This is a genomic window from Streptomyces minutiscleroticus, assembly GCF_014650875.1.
Lineage (GTDB): Bacteria > Actinomycetota > Actinomycetes > Streptomycetales > Streptomycetaceae > Streptomyces > Streptomyces minutiscleroticus.
The window spans coordinates 47,375-64,285 of record NZ_BMVU01000018.1; the positions used below are offsets into that span (position 1 = coordinate 47,375).

The 16,911-nt window shown below is 71.8% G+C and carries 15 protein-coding genes, 3 pseudogenes and 2 riboswitches; of the genes and pseudogenes, 10 read left to right on the forward strand and 8 right to left on the reverse strand.

The genetic code is table 11. From position 1 onward, the window contains the following. Positions 1-17 precede the first annotated feature (17 nt). The 3 genes and pseudogenes from IE271_RS43355 to IE271_RS19060 all read right to left on the reverse strand — a co-directional run. Positions 18-434 (reverse strand): annotated as a pseudogene (locus tag IE271_RS43355) (helix-turn-helix domain-containing protein); the annotation flags it as partial. Positions 435-637: 203 nt separating this feature from the next. Continuing rightward, positions 638-1,720 (reverse strand): SDR family oxidoreductase, encoded by a 1,083-nt coding sequence (locus IE271_RS19055; RefSeq protein WP_190191551.1) that lies wholly within the window; start codon positions 1,718-1,720, stop codon positions 638-640. 304 nt (positions 1,721-2,024) lie between these two features. Beyond that, positions 2,025-3,128, reverse strand: coding sequence for an alkene reductase (locus IE271_RS19060; RefSeq protein ID WP_190191552.1), 1,104 nt, complete (start codon positions 3,126-3,128; stop codon positions 2,025-2,027). A 238-nt stretch (positions 3,129-3,366) separates the two neighbouring features. On the opposite strand from IE271_RS19060, the gene IE271_RS19065 reads away from it, so the two are divergent. The 3 genes from IE271_RS19065 (at position 3,367) to IE271_RS19075 (ending at position 4,702) form a co-directional block, all read left to right on the forward strand. Then, entirely contained in the window at positions 3,367-3,744 is a 378-nt protein-coding gene (locus IE271_RS19065) for a MerR family transcriptional regulator (RefSeq protein WP_190191553.1), read from the forward strand. A 410-nt stretch (positions 3,745-4,154) separates the two neighbouring features. Continuing rightward, complete coding sequence (locus IE271_RS19070; RefSeq protein ID WP_373308791.1) at positions 4,155-4,439, forward strand: hypothetical protein; 285 nt, start codon at positions 4,155-4,157, stop codon at positions 4,437-4,439. Beyond that, positions 4,436-4,702 (forward strand): hypothetical protein, encoded by a 267-nt coding sequence (locus IE271_RS19075; RefSeq protein WP_190191554.1) that lies wholly within the window; start codon positions 4,436-4,438, stop codon positions 4,700-4,702. The genes IE271_RS19070 and IE271_RS19075 overlap by 4 nt, the downstream gene beginning before the upstream one ends. Before the next feature lie 438 nt (positions 4,703-5,140). Here IE271_RS19075 and IE271_RS19080 read toward each other — a convergent pair whose 3' ends face one another. The 3 genes from IE271_RS19080 to IE271_RS19090 form a co-directional block, all read right to left on the reverse strand. Next, on the reverse strand, positions 5,141-5,551 hold the full coding sequence (locus IE271_RS19080; RefSeq protein WP_190191555.1) for an arsenate reductase ArsC: 411 nt from the start codon (positions 5,549-5,551) through the stop codon (positions 5,141-5,143). Beyond that, positions 5,544-6,560, reverse strand: a complete 1,017-nt coding sequence (arsB, locus tag IE271_RS19085; protein ID WP_229919435.1) for an ACR3 family arsenite efflux transporter — start codon at positions 6,558-6,560, stop codon at positions 5,544-5,546. The genes IE271_RS19080 and arsB overlap by 8 nt, the downstream gene beginning before the upstream one ends. An 80-nt stretch (positions 6,561-6,640) precedes the next feature. Then, positions 6,641-7,048: an ArsR/SmtB family transcription factor gene (locus tag IE271_RS19090; RefSeq protein ID WP_190191557.1), complete on the reverse strand. Its 408-nt coding sequence runs from the start codon at positions 7,046-7,048 to the stop codon at positions 6,641-6,643. A gap of 81 nt (positions 7,049-7,129) precedes the next feature. On the opposite strand from IE271_RS19090, the gene IE271_RS19095 reads away from it, so the two are divergent. Continuing rightward, positions 7,130-7,624, forward strand: coding sequence for an ArsI/CadI family heavy metal resistance metalloenzyme (locus IE271_RS19095; protein WP_190191558.1), 495 nt, complete (start codon positions 7,130-7,132; stop codon positions 7,622-7,624). A 1,284-nt stretch (positions 7,625-8,908) separates the two neighbouring features. On the opposite strand, the gene IE271_RS19100 is transcribed toward IE271_RS19095, so the two are convergent. Further along, on the reverse strand, positions 8,909-9,895 hold the full coding sequence (locus tag IE271_RS19100; RefSeq protein ID WP_190191559.1) for a ferric reductase-like transmembrane domain-containing protein: 987 nt from the start codon (positions 9,893-9,895) through the stop codon (positions 8,909-8,911). Between the two features lie 381 nt (positions 9,896-10,276). Further along, positions 10,277-10,429, forward strand: a riboswitch (cobalamin riboswitch). Between the two features lie 113 nt (positions 10,430-10,542). Between IE271_RS19100 and IE271_RS44365 the strand changes: the two are divergent. The 6 genes and pseudogenes from IE271_RS44365 to IE271_RS19125 form a co-directional block, all read left to right on the forward strand. Then, positions 10,543-11,022: pseudogene (locus IE271_RS44365) on the forward strand (hypothetical protein); the annotation flags it as partial. Between the two features lie 61 nt (positions 11,023-11,083). After that, positions 11,084-11,569, forward strand: a complete 486-nt coding sequence (locus tag IE271_RS42125; RefSeq protein ID WP_229919437.1) for a hypothetical protein — start codon at positions 11,084-11,086, stop codon at positions 11,567-11,569. Then, the gene (locus tag IE271_RS19110) at positions 11,566-12,588 is read left to right on the forward strand and encodes a cysteine synthase family protein (protein WP_190191560.1); all 1,023 of its coding nucleotides are present in this window, start codon (positions 11,566-11,568) and stop codon (positions 12,586-12,588) included. The genes IE271_RS42125 and IE271_RS19110 overlap by 4 nt, the downstream gene beginning before the upstream one ends. Continuing rightward, complete coding sequence (locus IE271_RS19115; protein ID WP_190191561.1) at positions 12,585-13,856, forward strand: ATP-grasp domain-containing protein; 1,272 nt, start codon at positions 12,585-12,587, stop codon at positions 13,854-13,856. Before IE271_RS19110 ends, IE271_RS19115 begins: the two co-directional genes overlap by 4 nt. Continuing rightward, positions 13,849-15,111 carry an MFS transporter gene (locus tag IE271_RS19120; RefSeq protein WP_190191562.1) on the forward strand — a complete coding sequence of 421 codons (1,263 nt, stop codon included), beginning with the start codon at positions 13,849-13,851 and terminating at the stop codon, positions 15,109-15,111. Before IE271_RS19115 ends, IE271_RS19120 begins: the two co-directional genes overlap by 8 nt. Then, positions 15,080-15,829, forward strand: coding sequence for a class I SAM-dependent methyltransferase (locus IE271_RS19125; protein ID WP_190191563.1), 750 nt, complete (start codon positions 15,080-15,082; stop codon positions 15,827-15,829). The genes IE271_RS19120 and IE271_RS19125 overlap by 32 nt, the downstream gene beginning before the upstream one ends. A gap of 97 nt (positions 15,830-15,926) precedes the next feature. After that, positions 15,927-16,039, forward strand: a riboswitch (cobalamin riboswitch). Positions 16,040-16,333: 294 nt separating this feature from the next. Here IE271_RS19125 and IE271_RS19130 read toward each other — a convergent pair. After that, a pseudogene (locus IE271_RS19130) lies at positions 16,334-16,594 on the reverse strand (STAS domain-containing protein); the annotation flags it as partial. Between the last annotated feature and the right edge of the window lie 317 nt (positions 16,595-16,911).

Sequence of the window (16,911 nt, forward strand, 5' to 3'; positions counted from 1 at the left end):
CGCCGGATCCGCGACACCGTCGAGTGCGACAGCCCCGTCTCCATCGCCATCGCCCGCGTCGACCAGTGCGTGGCGTTCTTCGGCTTGCTCTCCCGTGTCCGCTTCACCACCGCGGCGACCTGCTCGTCACCCACCGACCGCGGACCGCCCGGACGCGGCAGGTCACCCAGCCCTGCCATGCGCTCACGCACAGAACGCGCCCGCCACTCGCCGACCGCGCGCTCCTCCGCCCCGACCTGACGCGCCACCTCCCGATGGGTGATGCCCGCAGCGCGAGCCAGGACGATCCGGCAGCGCAGAGCCGGCGCGTGCGGCGTCGCTCCGCGCCGGACCAGATCCTCAAGCCGTTCACACTCTTGAGCAGTCAGTACCAGTTCGGTCTTGGGCCGTCCCGTCCGAGCCGTGCATCGGCTCCACTCTTGAATCGGAATCATGACTCGGAAGACCAGGTCTGCGTGAGGGCGGGCACGCTCCGGCCGAACGGCCGCCACTCCTGCGGGCCGTGTGAGGCCGGCCGGAGGCGGCCGGTGTGGAAGCCGGCGAGCCCTGCGGGTCCGGACGGGACGGGGAACCAGCCGCAGACCGTCCTGTCCGTCCCATCCGTCCCGGGTTCGGCGGCCCGCCGGCACGAGAGGAGTCAGGCGGGGATCACCTTCTGGTTGCGCAGTGTCTCGAAGAGGGCCGCGAAGGAGGTGAGGGTGTCGACGTAGTGGGCGAACCCGGCGCCGCGGCTGCGGCTCATGTCGGTGAAGCACTCCACCGGGCGGTTGAGATCGCTGTCGGTGTGCCACCACGACGCGACTCGGGTGAGATCGGCCTCGACGAGTCCCTCGCGTTCGGCGAGGCGACGCCACAGATCCTCCTTCCCCGCCATCTGCTCCTCCAGCGGGCGCGGCCGGCCGGCGTAGCCCTCGGGCTCCACGCCGAGCAGCTGCGCGATCCGCGGCCACATCCAGCGCCACCGGAAGACGTCACCGTTGGCGGCGTTGTACGCCTGGCTGGGCAGACCCTCGGTGGTGGCGGCCCAGACCATCTGGCGGGCCAGCAGACCGGCGTCGGTCATGTCGGTGACGCCGTTCCACTGCACCTCGTTGCCGGGAAAGGCGAAGGGCCGGCCCTCGGCCCGGCACAGCGCCGCCTGCGCGGCCAGGGTCTGCCCCATGTTCATGGCGTTGCCGACCGCGTAGCCGATGATGGTGTGCGAGCGGTGCACGCTCCAGGAGAACCCGTGCCGCTCGGCGGCCGCCCACAGCTCGTCCTCCTGGGCGTAGTAGAAGTTCGGGGCGTCCAGGCGGGGCTCGTCCTCGTGGAACGGTGTGTCCCGCGTCGTGCCGGTGCCGTACGCCTCGAACGGGCCCAGGTAGTGCTTGAGGCCGGTGACGAGCGCGACGTGCCGCACTGTTCCCGCGTGGCCGGCCGTGTCCAGGACGTTGCGCACCATGGCCGCGTTGACGGTGATGTTCTCCGCCTCGGTCGGCCGGCGGCTCCACGCCGTGACGAAGACATGGGTGGGGGCCGTGTCGGCCAGGGCCGCCTGCACCGACTGCGGATCGGTCAGGTCCGCACGCAGCATCGTCACACCGTCCTGGGCGGCGGTCTCCCGCCGGGAGAGACTGGTGGTGGGCCAGCCCTTCGCGACCAGTTCCCGGCACAGGGCCCGGCCGGCGATCCCGGTACCGCCGACCACCAGGGCGCTGCGCCGGTGTACTGCTGTGTTCATGCCTCTCCTTGCTGTCTTCCTCTGCGCGGGCCGGCCGACGGGCGGCCGGGCGCGAAAGGTCGTCTTGTCATCGTCGGGCCGGAACGCACCAGGCACGGCGCGCCACGCTGCGCGCCACGGCCGGTGCGGCCGCGGGTGCGGGGTCCGGCTGCACGGGCCGCCTCCCTCGGCGCCGGTCAGGCGTGACCGGCCCTGTGCTGCCGCACGGTCCAGGCCGGACGCCGCTCCCCCGGCACGGTGACCGGGTGAGCACCGGGCCGCAGGCCGGTTCGGCGCTCGCCTCGCCCCCTCCGGTCAGCGGTCGCTAAGCCTTCAGGAACGGATAGTCGACGTAGCCGTGGTCGTCACCGCCGTAGAACGTCGCGCGGTCCGCCTCGTTCAGCTCGGCTCCCTCGGCCAGGCGCGCGGGCAGGTCGGGGTTGGCGATGAAGGCGCGGCCGAAGGCCACGGCGTCGACGGTGCCGCTCTCCACGGCACGCAGGGCCGTCTCCCGGTCGTAGCCGCCCGCCGCGATCAGGTGCCCCGGGTAGCGCTTGCGGACCCAGGCGCTGTCGATGCTGTCGGCCGGGCGCTGCCCGGCTGCCGAGTCGTCGCCCACGATGCCCGGCTCGACCAGGTGCAGGTAGGCGAGGTCGCGCTGGGCGAGCGCGTCGAGGACGTGGGTGAACAGCGCGACCGGGTCGGAGTCGCTCATGTCCTGGAAGGTGCTGCTCGGGGAGAGACGGACACCGACGCGGTCCGCCCCGAAGGCGTCGATCAGCGCGTCGACCGCCTCCAGGAGCAGGCGCGCTCGGTTCTCGATGCTGCCGCCGTGGCGGTCGGTGCGCCGGTTGGCGCTGTCCTGGAGGAACTGGTCGATCAGGTAGCCGTTGGCGGCGTGCAGTTCGACGCCGTCGAAACCGGCGGCCGCCGCGTTCCTGGCGGCCCTGCCGTACTGGTCGACGATCGCCGGGATCTCCTCGGTGGCCAGCGCGCGGGGCGTCACGTACGGTGTGCGGCCGTTGCGGGCGAAGGTGAGGCCGTCGATGCCGATGGCGGAGGGGCCGACGGGGTCCTTGCCGTCGGGCTGGAGGCTGGGGTGCGAGGCACGCCCGGTGTGCCACAGCTGCGTGACGACGGCCGCGCCGGCCTCGTGCACCGCGTCGGTGACGGGCTTCCACGCCTGGACCTGTTCGTCGGTCCACAGTCCGGGGATGCCGGGGTTGCCGACGGCCTCGGGCGAGATGGCGGTGCCCTCGGTCACGATGAGTCCGGCCGAGGCGCGCTGGGCGTAGTAGAGCCTGGCGGAAGGCCCGGGGCGGCCGTCCGCCAGGGCACGGCTGCGGGTCAGCGGCGGCATCACGATGCGGTTGGACAGGGACAGGGCCCCGAGCTGGACGGGATCGAACAGGGAGGGGCGGTCGGACATGCGTTCACTCCGGAAGAGCTGAGGTGGTGCGCCGGACGCGGTGACCGGCCGGCTCTCCCGACGCTAAACGTTCACGTTGACGTGAAGGTCAAGCGTGGTGTGCATCGCCTCCCGCGCCCGGTCGCATCGCTCCGGCCGGCCGCGCCGTGCCGTCCGTCCGCGCACGGCGCGCACGTACACTCCGATGCGTATGTGAAGCCTGGCCCGGCGGGCCGGCACCAGCGGAAGAGTGCACGCCATGAAAATCGGTGAACTGGCACGCCGCACCGGCGTGACCACCAGAACCCTGCGCTACTACGAGGAGCAGGGCCTGCTGCATCCCGAGCGACAGGCCAACGGCTACCGCTCCTACCCCGAGTCCGCCGTACTGCGGGTCGAGCAGGTGCGCGACCTCCTCGCCGCAGGCCTGTCCACCCGTGTCATCCGGGTCGTCGTCCCCTGCTTCGAGGGCTCCGGCCCCCGGCTCCGGCCGCAGGTCGACGCGGAACTCGCCGCCAACCTCGCCCGCGAGGTGGAGCAGATGAACGTCCGCATCGATGCCCTCACCCGCAACCGCGACGCCGTCTGCCGCTTCCTTCGCAGAGCCACCCCGGCCGCCCCCACCGGAAAGGAGTAGCCGCCAGAGGTGGGGACCTGTCCCCGAGTGGTGGACACCTCCGGTTCCGGTCCCGGTGGGGGTCGGGCAGGAGGCGTCGTTTGGATAGTTATCAAATCAACCGTTCAGTCCTGGCTTTCGAAGGCGTGAGACCGCAAGGATGCCTTCAAAAGCAAGACTTCCGTTGGTGTTACGGCCGAGCAGCTCCGTATGCAGGCTCCCTGTCCGTACAACGCCGTTGGCGTGTGCTGCCGTTTCCGTAATTGCGTAGAGCTACGGGGCGGCCACGCAGAACGGGTAGGGGAGGGAGCCCGGCGCCGTAGGGGCGAACGAGGGCTGGCGGGGAAGGCGGCAGGGCCCTCACCGGGGTCTTTCCCCCATGGCGCGCCGCCGGGGGTAGCGTCGTAGACAGCGACGAGGAGGAGGTCACCGTGACTGCACAGCCCGGCACCGGCCCGTTCGCCCCGCCGATGCGGACGCTCGCCGAGCTGCGCGAGGCACTGTCCACGTGGGGCTTTCCCGGTGACCGGCAGCAGTTCGAGGCGGAACTCGACGCGATCGAGCTGGACGACCTGACCCGGGTGCGCGAGATCACCCAGGCATACCGGCACCGCGTCCTCATCCGCTACAGCCCCGGCGGCATGGCCGCCCTGGCCCGTCCCACCCAGGACGTCGAAGCGGAGCTGCGCCGCAAGCTCGCCGAGGCCGCCCGGTGAGCCACGCGTTCCTCAGCGATCCCGCCGAGAAGATCCTGACGGAGCTCAGCCGCCCCGAGCGGGCCGCCGCCGAGAGCGTCCGCCGCGCGCTGGAAGAAAACCCCGCGCAGGGGCGCGGCCTGCCGGGCACCGATCCGCACAGCCCGACCCGGGTCGTGGAGCTGCTGCCCGAGCAGACCGGCGGGCGCGGCATCAGCGTCGTGTACCGCTACAGCCAGGACCTGGACGCCGCCCTCGTCCTCTGGCTGATCGCCGGGCCGTAGGCATGCTCCCGCCGTCCACCCGCCCGGTGGACGGCGCACAGGCGCTGCGGTGCGCGACGCGCAGCCCCGGATGCGGCCACCAGCCGGATGCGGCCACCAGTACGTCCGGGCCCTGATCGACGTCGAGCCGTCGAGGTCGACGCTCACCTGGTAGGCGGTCCGGCCGCCCGGCCAGTCCTGCCGCGCCCCGACGGTGTGGCGCAGCGCCGGCGTCCGTGCGGTCTCTCGGCTTCCCGACAGTGCACGACCTGCGCATCTATCGCTTGGTGACCGCGGTAGCGCACCGGAACTCTCACGCAAGGACAGTGCCTGCACCCACCAAAGCAGCCGCTGACCAGCGCCACGGCACGAAGCTCCACTGTCTTTCACATCACCGTCATGAAACCGAGAGATCGCAGCTGGACCCTGTGGCACGCCACTGGCAGAGCCGTGTGGTCGTCATCGAATGCCGAGCTCGAGCATCAGGGCTCGGATGCGCTGTTCGATGTCGTCGCGGATGGGGCGGACGGCGTCGATGCCCTGTCCGGCCGGGTCCTTCAGTTGCCAGTCGAGGTAGCGCTTGCCGGGGAAGACAGGGCAGGCATCACCGCAGCCCATGGTGATGACGACGTCGGAGGCCTCGACGGCTTCGACGGTGAGCACCTTGGGCACTTCGGCCGAGATGTCGATGCCGGCCTCGCTCATGGCGCCGACGACGGCCGGGTTGACGGCGCCGGCGGGGGCGGAACCGGCGGAGCGGACCCGGACGCGGTCGCCGGCGAGGTGGGTGAGGAAGGCGGCGGCCATCTGGGAGCGTCCGGCGTTGTGGACGCAGACGAACAGCACGGACGGCACGGAGGTGTCAGGCATGCGCGGGGTCTTCCTGGAGCGCGGGGGCAGTGGTGGGGGTGGGGAAGTGGCGGCGGGCGCGGAGAGCGACGTGCACGAGGCCGATCAGGACGGGGACTTCGATGAGGGGGCCGACGACGCCGGCCAGGGCCTGGCCGCTGGTCGCGCCGAAGGTGGCGATGCAGACGGCGATGGCCAGCTCGAAGTTGTTGCCCGCGGCCGTAAAAGCCAGTGTGGTGGTGCGCGGGTGGTCCAGGCCCGCCGCGCGGCCCAGGACCATGGATCCGGCCCACATCAGTGCGAAGTACGCCAGCAGGGGCAGAGCGATGCGGGCGACGTCCAGGGGCTTGGAGGTGATGGCGTCGCCCTGGAGGGCGAAGAGGACGACGATGGTGAACAGCAGCCCGTACAGGGCGAACGGGCCGATACGCGGAATGAGCTCGGTCTCGTACCAGGCGCGGCCACGGATCTTTTCGCCGAGGCGGCGGGTGAGGTAGCCGGCGGCCAGGGGGATGCCGAGGAAGATCAGCACACTGCGGGCGATCTCCCACACCGACACCTCCAGCGCGGTCTGTTCCAGGCCGAGCCAGCCGGGCAGCACGCTCAGGTAGAACCAGCCGAGCGCGGCGAAGGCGATCACCTGGAAGACGGAGTTCAGGGCGATCAGCACGGCGGCGGCTTCGCGGTGGCCGCAGGCCAGGTCGTTCCAGATGATGACCATGGCGATGCATCGGGCCAGTCCGACGATGATCAGCCCGGTGCGGTATTCGGGCAGGTCGGGCAGGAGCAGCCAGGCCAGGGCGAACATCAGGGCCGGGCCGATGATCCAGTTCAGGACCAGGGAGAGCGGCAGCAGGCGCCGGTCGCGGGTGACGGTGGTGAGGCGGTCGTAGCGGACCTTGGCCAGCACCGGGTACATCATCACCAGCAGGCCCAGCGCGATCGGCAGGGACACCCCCGTCACCGTCACCCGCGCCAGGGCGTCGCCCAGGCCTGGGACCAGGCGGCCCAGCCCGAGGCCGGCGGCCATCGCCGCGCAGATCCACAGGGCGAGGTAGCGGTCGAGGAACGACAGGCGGCCCGCGACGTTCCGCTCCGATGCGGGTGCGGTCACGAGGCGGCTCCGGCCGGTGCAGTGCGCTCGGGCAGTGGTTCGCCGGCGGGGCGGGTGAGGAGGGCGGCCAGGCGGTCGGTCATCTCCGGGATCAGCCGGTAGTAGACCCAGGTGCCGCGCCGCTCGGAGTCGATCAGCCCGGCCTGGCGCAGGAGCTTGAGATGGTGGGAGATCGTGGGCTGGGACAGGTCGAAGGCCGGGGTCAGGTCGCACACGCAGACCTCGCCGCCCGCCCTGGAGGCGATCATCGACAGCAGGCGCAGCCGTACCGGGTCCCCGAGCGCCTTGAACACCTTCGCCAGGGTTTCGGCCTGCCCCTCGTGCAGCGGCGCGGTCAGCAGCCCCGGGCAGCACGCGGCGGTCCCGCCGTCCTGGCCCAGCACCACAAGCTCTTGATTCGACATGCGTCTATGTTGACAGGCTTCGATCCAAGCCGCAATGCTGCATCGACAGACGTCAATGCAATCCGGATGGGAGTCCTCGTCATGTCCCGTGCCCAGCTCGCCCTGCGCGTCAGCGACCTCGAAGCGTCGGTCACCTTCTACTCCAGGCTGTTCGGCACCGAACCGGCCAAGCGGCGCGAGGGGTACGCCAACTTCGCCCTCACCGAGCCCCCGCTCAAACTCGTCCTCATCGAGGGCGAGCCCGGACAGGACACCCGCCTGGACCACCTCGGCGTCGAGGTCGACTCCACCGAACAGGTCGAGGCGGCCACCAGCCGTCTGAAGGACGCGGGACTGGCCACCTTCGAGGAGAACGACACCTCCTGCTGCTACGCCCTGCAGGACAAGGTCTGGGTCCACGGCCCCGGCCAGGAACCCTGGGAGGTCTACGTCGTCAAGGCCGACGCCGACACCCTCGGCAAGAGCGCCACGAGCACCGGCGACGCAGGCGCCGGCGCCTGCTGCGCCTCCACCGACACCCCCCGCACCGAGAAGCAGGCCACCCCCGCGGCCGCGGATTGCGCCTGCGGCAGCTGAACCCCGCGCAGTCCGCCTCTCCACCGGCGCCCCTCCCCCGCCGGTGCTCGGCGCCTCTCCCCCGCCGGTGCTCGGCGCCCCGCGCGGAGGTCTGGCCGACGCGCAGTGAGCACCCGACGCGCCCGATCCCCGTCGGCACCGCCCCTGCCCGCCCGATCCGGCCACCACACACCACCAGATACGGACAGCGGGGCCGGCCGAGAGGATGTCGGCTTTCCGCACCGCACCGAAATAGCCAGATGACCTGCAGAAACGCCCGGACGACGGGAAGGGCGAGCGCAGGGCCCTGCCCAGGCCGTACTACAGGAGGTCCGTCGGGAGGACGTCTCACCCGTGTCCGTGGCCGACCGCGGGCACGGAGCGGGCACCGCCCCAGCCGGGAGCCGGACCGACACCCGCGACGTCGCGGCCGAGACCGAGGTTCTGAGCCGTGCCGGCGAAAGAGCCAGCCGGAAACATCCTGCGCAAGCCGAGGGAACCGCCTCCCCGTCCAGGCGCCCGGTGGCGGCTCCGCGACGCCTCGCCTCCCCCAAACACGGAGGCTTCACCGACGCGCCGGAAGAGCCTTGCGCGCCCCGACCACCAGAACGGAAGACTCCCGGGGGCCGCTGCCCGCCCGGCCCGTCCCCCACCTCGCACTCCAGCCGGGCAGCAGGGGGCGCACGAGGGGTGCCAGGATTTCGACCACGCCTCAGAATGGGCCCTGAACTGCAGTTGTGCTTGATCCACTCGGTGGGGAAGCGCAACAGCTGTCGCAACCAGATCATCGGCGCGGCCCGGCCGGGTCACCCGTACGGATGGTGGCAGTCAACTTCCGGTAGTGGGAGGCTCCGAGGGCTTCGTTGAAGGCTCCGGGGTCCGGGCGCATGGTGCGGCCGGGTCCATGCCGTGCGCGGGAGCCTGTTCCCACCTCGTGTGCCTCCTGCGTACGGCACAGATCCGGTGACCTGCTCCGGGACGCGGCGCGCAAGAGGGCGGCGTCCACTGCGGGGCGGTCCGGATGACGTAGTGGACACCGTGGTACCCGGCGCATGGTGTTCATGGTCGTGCGGCGCAAGCGTGGAGACAGCGTCCGGGACGCCTCGGTCGGCCCTCACCGCTCTGCGGTATGCGGGAGGCCCCGCCTTGAGACCGAGGTCGCGGACTCGGCCCGTCCGACGGTGCGGGCCGGGTTCGCGGGCCTTTGGAGTCGGATTTCGCAGTGCCCGCCTGGCACGTTTCGCAGTGCCCGCGTGGCACGTTCCGTGGAGAGATGCGCACTCCTGCCCACACCGCGCCGAAGAATCAGTCCGATTCCTTGGGGTGCGGGCTGCTCGCGGGCGTCTCGGCCGGACGGTCCCGGCCGCCGTCGTGCCCGGACGCGACCACGACGAGGAGACCGACGACGACGGCCGCGGCAGCCACCCTGCCCGCGGCCCGCAGTACCCAGCCCGGCACGGAGCCGCCCGCCCGCCGGCCCGGCACGCCCAGCCGCTCCGCCCGCCGGGCCGGCCTCAGCAACCGGAGCAGCAGCAGGACCGCGACCGGAAGTTGCAGCAGCCACAGGACGGTGCGGGGCCACTCGCCGTACCAGACGTTGGTGCCGTACAACAGCGTGTGCCACACGCTCAGCACGTACACGACGATCACGAACCGGTGCAGTCGGCGCCAGGTGTTCGCGCCGATGCGGTGCCGGACGTAGAACAGCAGCCCGAGCGGGATGGCCAGGTAGAGGGCGCCCTGGCCGATCGGGATGGCGATCCGGCCGGTCCCGGAGTCGTACCAGCCGGGGACGAAGGAGTCGGCGAAGCCGGCCCACAGCCGTCCCGCCCATGCCAACTTGTCCTCGTAGCGGACCAGTTCCGCCGCGAACATCAGCGCGTGCGCGAACATCAGGGCCATCGTCGTCAGGCTGGTGGTGCGGTGCCAGCGCTCCAAGGTCTGCCGGGAGGCCGGCAGCCGGGCAGGGCGCTGACCGGACAGCAGCAGCCCGAGCATGACCGTGCCCCACGCCCACAGCAGTCCCGACCAGCCGAACGCCTGGCTGAGCAGGTACATCCAGTACGTGCCGGCATCGTCCATGAACGGCATGACCGCGACCGTCGCCGAGGAACCCGACTCCATACGCGCCCACAGGAACGCGAACACCGCCGCCGTGACGGCGACCGCCGCGGTCGCGTCGGGCAGTGCGGACCGCAGGTCGGCCCGCAGGCGGATCGGCTCGGCCGATCTCCGGTCGCGCGAGGACGGTGCGGCCGTGCCGCCCTCGTCGGGCGTCGCGTCGGGAAGCATGCCGGGCCTCCTGGGCACTGGTCACCCGCGTTCGGTGCGGACGAGATACCGATGCACCAGTGTGTCCGGAAGGAATCGGTGTTGCAGAGGCTCGATCAAGCCAGAGCGGAGGGGCGATCAGGCCGGACGCCCGCTGCCTCCGCGTGCCGGAGCAAGCAGCGAATGTCCGAGCTTCACGGCGCCCGGATCGAGGTGACGCACGAAAGGCACGGCGGTCCACGTCACACCCGACATCTCTCTCGCGTGCGGCACTTCAGCCATCCACCACATCAGGACAACCCGTGAACAACCTCTGTCGTAACGTCACAGGTGCCCCTAGCCTGAGGAACGCAGTCGGTTCGCGTCCGGCGCCCCACCGGACGTGCGACGGCGCGACGCAAGAGGGAACCCGGTGCGCATCCGGGACTGTCCCGCAGCGGTGAGTGGGAGCGAACGCCGTCAACGCACCGGGCTCGTCAGGGCCGGGGAAGCGACGGTGGTAGGTGCCCGCAGGGCCTGGACTCTCGGCGGACGTGCCCACGAGTCCGAAGACCTGCCCCTGCGCCCGTGCGGGCAGGTGCGGGTTGTGCACGGTGACCTCGCGGACCGGGTTGGCGGTACGGACGACGGCACGGCGTGCGTGCGGCCGCGTCTCCTTCCTGGTCGGCATGCGGTGCTGGAGACCGACAGGAGGACGTGTCCGTGATCACGCGAGCCCTCGCCGTCCGCACCAGAACGCGGCCTGCCCGCGCCCGGGGCGAGCGGAACGGGCTGTGCTGACGCTCGCCGGAGAGCTCCGCGCGGCACCCGACCCGCCGGGCCGCACCGTGTCCGGTGTCTGCCACGGCACCCTGGGCGAGCTCTACCAGGGTCCTCTGCGGGCGGCCCCTGATCCGGACATCGCAGTGGTGTCCTTCCCTGTCGACCGGCATTCGTGGGTGTACTTCACCCGGAGCACCCGGGACATCCGGAGCACACGAGGCACCCTAGGCACCCGGGAAGCGCACGCGCCGGGCCCGCCGCCTCTCGGGGAGAAGTCGGCGACAGCGGCCCGGCTGTTCCTGGAGCACTTCGGGCTCGCCCTGCCGCCGGGCCGCTGGACCACCCACTCCGACCTGCGGGTGGGGGTGGGCATGGCCAGTTCGACCGCCGACATCGTGGCGACGCTGCGCTGCCTGTTCCGGCTCTTCCGCCTGCCGTACGACACGGATGTGGCGGGCCGACAGCGTGTTCCTCGACGAGTTCGCGCTCCACCTCAGCGGCCGGCACCGGGTGGTGCGGCGGCTGGGGACGGACATCGGCTTCCACACCGCCCACGTCACCGAGCCCGGCACGGTGGACACCGCCGCCGTCACCGGCCTGCTGCTGGCGCACTACCGACGGTACGGCGAGGAGTACGAACGGTGCCTGGCCGACCTCCTGAAGGGTTTCGCCTCCGGTGACCCGGCCGTCGTCGCCCGGGCGGCCACCACCAGCGCCGTCCTGTCCCAGCGGGTGCTGCCCAAGTCGACGTTCGACAGTGTGCTGGCGCACCGCGAGCGGTTCGGGGCCGACGGTGTCTTCGTCGCCCACACCGGCTCCCTGATCGGCTACCTCTTCCGCCGCCGTCCCGGCGCCGGAGTCAAGTCCGACCTGTCCGCGTTCTTCCACTCGCTCGGCCACCAGTGCTCATTCGCCCAAGGAGGCTACGGGTGATCCACCCCCACATCGCCGACGCCCTGAAGGTCCCCGACCTGGTCCGGCTCACCGACGGCCTGGTTCTGCTGCGCTTCGAGTCGATGAAGATCTACTCGGCGCTCGCCGCCGTCCGCCGTCTGCTCGACCGGGGCACGGTCCGCCCGGGACAGACCCTGATCGACAGCTCCAGCGGCATCTACGCCTACGCCCTGGCACTGGCCTGCCACCGGTACGGCATGCGGTGCCACATCGTGGCGTCCACCACCGTCGACACCACCACCCGCGCCCAGCTGGAGATCCTCGGCGCCACCGTCGAACAGGTCGCACCGTCGCAGAACCTCGGACTCGACCAGGAGTTACGGGTGCGGCGGGTGAAGGAGATCCTCGCCGAACGCCCCGACTGCCACTGGATGCGGCAGTACCATGACGACGTCCACTACCTCGGCTACCACGAGGTCGCCGACCGCATCACCGCCGCGTTCCCCGGCCGCCCGCTGACCGTGGTCGGCGGAGTGGGTTCCGGAGCCTCGACCGGGGGCGTCGTGGAACGTCTGAGAGCCACCGACCCCTCGGTGCGGCTGGTGGGAGTGCAGCCGTTCGGCAGCGTCACCTTCGGCAGCCAGGACCACCACGACCCGGAGGCGATCATCGCCGGCATCGGGTCGTCGATCGTCTTCGACAACGTCCGCCACCACCTCTACGACGCCGTGCACTGGCTGGACTTCACCCACGCCATGTCCGGCACGGTCGCCCTGCTGCGCGAGCACGCCGTCTTCGCCGGGCTGTCCACCGGCGCCGGGTACCTGGCCGCGACGTACGAGGCCCGCGGCCACCCCGACCGGCTGCATCTGGTGATCGGCGCCGACACCGGGCACCGCTACGTGGACCGCGTCTTCGCCCGCCACGCGGAAGCCCTCGACCCGGCGGCGCTCAAGCCCGTCGAGGTCGCCGCGCCCGAGGAGATGACCATGCCCTGGTCCAGGATGGCCTGGCAACGCGCCGCCTGCCCCGCGCGCTGGAAGGAGCGAGCGGCGTGAGCGTCGTCTGCCTGGAGTCCCTCACCTTCGGCCTCGGACACCTGGTCCGCGCCGCCGACGCGCTCGGCGAGCGGCTGGTCCTGCTGACCCGCGATCCCGCCTACTACGCGTACGAGCTGGACCGGTCGCCCGCGGGCGCCGTCGACGTCGTCGAGACCGACACCTTCGACGTGGAGCGGGTGGCGGACGCGTTGCACCGCGTCCCGGACCTGCGCGGTCTGATCAGCTCCACCGACACCTGGACACTGGTCGGAGCTGATCTCACCGCCCGGTTCGGGCTGCCCGGGCTCGATGCCGCCGTTCTGCGGCTGACCCGTGACAAGGCCGCCGTGCGCAACCGGCTGCACGATGCCGGGCTTACGCGCGGGCGGGCCGTCGAGCCCACCGACACCGGGACCGAGGCCGGGACAGGGCTGCGGGAGCTGCTGCTCAAGGAGGTCGGACTGCCCGCGATCCTCAAGGACACGGCGGGCACCGGCAGCCAGAACGTCTGGCTGGTGCGCGACGAGACCGAACTGGACACGGCCCTTGCCGAGGCGGCCGGGCGGGACCTGAAGGGGCGGCTGTTCGCCGAGCCCTACTTCAGCGGTCCGGTGTACAGCGCCGAGACCCTCACCTGGGCGGGCGGCACCCGGCTGCTGGGCGTCTCCAGCCGGCTGATGTCGCCCGAGCCGCACTTCCGGGAGGAGATCACCGCCTTCCCCGTGGCCTTCCCGGAAGCGCGGCGGGCCTCGCTGGAACGGTGGCTCGGCCAGGTGCTCGCGGCCATCGGCTACACCGACCGCTTCGCGCACGTGGAGTTCGTGCTGACCGCCGACGGCCCGGAAGTCGTGGAGATCAACCCCCGGATCGGCGGCGCCCTGGTGGGCGAGGGCCTGTGCCGGGCGCTCGGCGTCAACGTGTACGAGGCGATGATCGAGGCCGCGCTGGGCCGCCGCCCCGGTCTGATGGACGCGGACCTGCCCGGTGGCCCGGCCGTCGCCTTCGTCCTCGGCTATCCGGCCGCGCCGGGCGTGTTCACCGGGGTCGCCGGGCTCGACCGGCTGGCGGACATGCCGGGCTCCCCGGCCTGGTACCCGGTCAAGCAGCCCGGCGACCGCATCGAGCACCTGGACGACAGCCGCGGGTACGCGGGCATCGTCTACGCGGAGGCCGAGACCGCCGAACTCGCCACCCACCGCGCGGTGGCCGCCGCCAACGCCGTCCGCGTACGCACCGAGCCGTTCCCGGTCCCCGGGCCGGCGGGCCGGGAAGCGTCCGGTGGGTGAACGCGCCGGGGAGAGCGTGCGGTTGCGGGCGGCGCTGGCCACCCTCGACGGTCCGCTGCGCTTCCTGCTCCTCAGCTCGTTCCTGATCCCGCTCGGCAGCTTCATGATCCTGCCGTTCATGTCGGTGTTCCTGCACGAACGGCTCGGCATGGGGCTCGGCACGGTCGGTGTCGTGCTCGCCCTGGCGTCGCTCGTGCAGTTCTCCGGCGGCATCGCGGGCGGGGCACTCGCGGAGCGGATCGGGCTGCGCCGCACGATGCTGTGGGCGCTCGTCGTGCGCACGGCCGGGTTCGTCGGGCTGCTGCTGGCCCTGCGCTGGCCTCCCCTGGCGGTCGGTGCCCTGATCCTCACCTGCTGCGGCGCCGCACTGTACCTGCCCGCCAACAAGGCGTACCTGGTGCACGGCGTGGACGACGAACGCCGCCCGGCGTTCCTGTCGGCCGGCAACGCGGCGCTCAACGCGGGCATGGCAGTGGGCCCGCTGGTCGCCGGACCGTTCGTGCTGTCCTCGCCCGGCTGGCTGTTCCTGGCCGTCACGGCACTGTTCGCCCTGGTCACCGCAGGCCACGCACGGCTTCCCGCAGCGGCCGACCAGCGGCGACCGGACCCGCGGGAATCCCGGCAGGGCCTCATGGCCGGTGTGGCGGTGCTGCCGTTCGCCGCCACCGTGCTGGCCTTCTACCTGTACTTCCACTTCCAGCACTACCTGGCCGTGTACGCCGTCGAGCGGGCCTCCAGCGCGTTCTACAGCCTGGTGCTGCTGCTCTGCTTCACCCTGGTCATCGTCGTCCAGCCCCTCGCGTCCGACCGGATCCGGCGCATGCGGTACGCGGCGGCCCTCGCTGTCGGTTTCACGGGTCTCGCGGCCGGTCTGGCCGTGCTGGCCGTCGGCACCCGGCCGGCCCTCCTGGCCGGCGGCGCACTGATCACCCTCGGCGACATCGTGCTGTTCCTCAAGAGCGATCTGGAGGCGCTGCGCCGCAGCTCACGCTCCGATGCCGTCGTCTTCGGTCAGCAGCGGCTGGCCGCCGGGCTCGGCGCCGGCGCGAGCGGGCTGCTGGGCGGGCAGCTCTACGGCCTCACCGAACGCGCCGGGAACACCGGCTGGTTCTGGCTGCTGGCCGCCGCCCAGTGCGTGCTGCTTCCCCCCGTGCTGCTGACGCTGCGCGGCCGCACGGCACCCCTCCCCCACAGCGACCACGACAAAGGAGCGCTGCCTACCCATGACAAGGACGGGCGGATTCCAGGACGATGACTTCTGGACCGAGTTCCACGACTTCCTGTTCTCCGAGCAGCGCCACGCCCAGGCCGCGGAACTGCTCGACACCTCACCCCTGCTGTCCTTCCCGCCCGGATCGCGGGTGCTGGACCTGTGCTGCGGTCCCGGGGTGTTCACCGTGCCCCTCGCCCGCCACGGCCACGACGTGACCGGGGTGGACCTGAGCCCGGCCATGCTGGACCGGGCCCGGAAACGGTCGGCCGACGCCGGCGCCGAGGTCACGTATGTACGGGCCGACGCACGCGAGTACGAGGCGCCGGGCCGCTTCGACGTCGTCCTCAATCTGTTCACCTCGTTCGGGTACTTCGAGGACCCCGCCGACAACGCCCGCGTGCTGCGCACCCTGCACACCTGCCTGGCGCCCGGCGGCACCCTCGTCCTGGACCTCGCCGGCAAGGAACTGCTGGCCCGCAGGGTCACCCCGCCCAAGGTGGTGCGGCGCGGCGACGACCTGATGGTGCAGACCGACACCGTGCTGGACGACTGGGCGCGGCTGCGCAGCGACTGGGTGCTGGTCCGGGGCGAGCGGGTGACCAGAGCCACACTGGTGTGGTTCGTGTACAGCGCCGTGGAGTTGCGGGCGATGGTGGAGGAGGCGGGTTTCGGCCGGGTGGAGGTGTTCGGCGGCTTCGACGGCCGCCCTTACGACGAGGACGCCGAGCGCCTGGTCCTGCGGGCGGTCCGCGAGGAGTGACGGGAGCGCAGGAGGTGTACGGCCGGACGAGCAGGCCCTTTCGCCCTCGCTCCGGGGGGCCGTGCCATCACCGGGTCATCACCGCGACGGGAGACAGGAAGCCGGGGCGATTCCGGCACGGTCCCGCCACTGTGACCGGGGAGTGCACCCCTTTTGCACGCCACTGCGCGCCGCGCGGGAAGGTCGACCAGGGCTTCAAGAACCGGGGGATCGCCCACGGCGCAGGAGGAAGCCGCCCGAGCCCTGACCGACGACCTGCGAGAACAGATCGACGAACTGCAGGCGCGGCGGCGGCCGGAACGCGGGCGAGCGGCCGGCCGGGTGTCCGTACAGGCAAGACCGTACGGACACTCCCGTCAGGACGGGCGTCAAGTCCGCGCGCTTACCGCCGCCTTGGCCGTCGCCCGCGATCACCGCTCGGACGCTGTGGCGACCGGGGCCAGCCGGTGTCTTCGGCACGGCCCCTTGCCCGCTTCGCCCGCATGCCGCGAACAAGGGCGAGGCTCAGGCCGTGAGCGCCTGCTGCAGGGTGGGATAGCAGCCGATGACGGCCTCCAGGCCGCTGAGCCCGACGACCCGCTGCACGGTCGCCCGCACCCCGGCCGGACGCACCCAACCGGACGCGGACCTGACGGCGCAGTGCAGCCTGACCAGGGCGTTGATGCCGGAGGAAGCCATGAAGCCGACCCACCTGCAGTCGACCACCACCCGCACGGGATACTGCCTGCGGTCGACGGTGAGCACCTGGCGCAGCCGCCCGGCGGTGTGCGGGTCGGCCTCGCCCTACAGACGCAGGACAGTGATGCTGTCGCGGAAGGCGCGGATCACGGAGAGCCGACTGGGACCCGCCGCACCACAGGAGTCGCCCACCGGTGCCTTCTGGATGATCAGCAGCAGATTCCTCCTACGCCCCCTTGCGAAGGGGGCGGCCTTTCGACCCTAGGGGCGCTGCGCGCACCCGGTCCACCCGAACGCATGATGCCCCACCGAACGCCCGGGCGCACCGCCCCACCATGGGGCGCACAGCCGAAGCGAGCGCAACCGACGCCGCATGACGCGCCCCGCCGCTGGGCCGCTGAACA

What these genes read in the sequence shown, in the direction of transcription:
- IE271_RS19055 (WP_190191551.1), bottom strand. Translation starts at nt 1,720, where the DNA reads ATGAACACAGCAGTACACCGGCGCAGCGCCCTGGTGGTCGGCGGTACC.
- IE271_RS19060 (WP_190191552.1), bottom strand. Translation starts at nt 3,128, where the DNA reads ATGTCCGACCGCCCCTCCCTGTTCGATCCCGTCCAGCTCGGGGCCCTG.
- IE271_RS19065 (WP_190191553.1), top strand. Translation starts at nt 3,367, where the DNA reads ATGAAAATCGGTGAACTGGCACGCCGCACCGGCGTGACCACCAGAACC.
- IE271_RS19080 (WP_190191555.1), bottom strand. Translation starts at nt 5,551, where the DNA reads ATGCCTGACACCTCCGTGCCGTCCGTGCTGTTCGTCTGCGTCCACAAC.
- arsB (WP_229919435.1), bottom strand. Translation starts at nt 6,560, where the DNA reads ATGGCCGCCGGCCTCGGGCTGGGCCGCCTGGTCCCAGGCCTGGGCGAC.
- IE271_RS19090 (WP_190191557.1), bottom strand. Translation starts at nt 7,048, where the DNA reads ATGTCGAATCAAGAGCTTGTGGTGCTGGGCCAGGACGGCGGGACCGCC.
- IE271_RS19095 (WP_190191558.1), top strand. Translation starts at nt 7,130, where the DNA reads ATGTCCCGTGCCCAGCTCGCCCTGCGCGTCAGCGACCTCGAAGCGTCG.
- IE271_RS19100 (WP_190191559.1), bottom strand. Translation starts at nt 9,895, where the DNA reads ATGCTTCCCGACGCGACGCCCGACGAGGGCGGCACGGCCGCACCGTCC.
- IE271_RS42125 (WP_229919437.1), top strand. Translation starts at nt 11,084, where the DNA reads ATGTGGCGGGCCGACAGCGTGTTCCTCGACGAGTTCGCGCTCCACCTC.
- IE271_RS19125 (WP_190191563.1), top strand. Translation starts at nt 15,080, where the DNA reads ATGACAAGGACGGGCGGATTCCAGGACGATGACTTCTGGACCGAGTTC.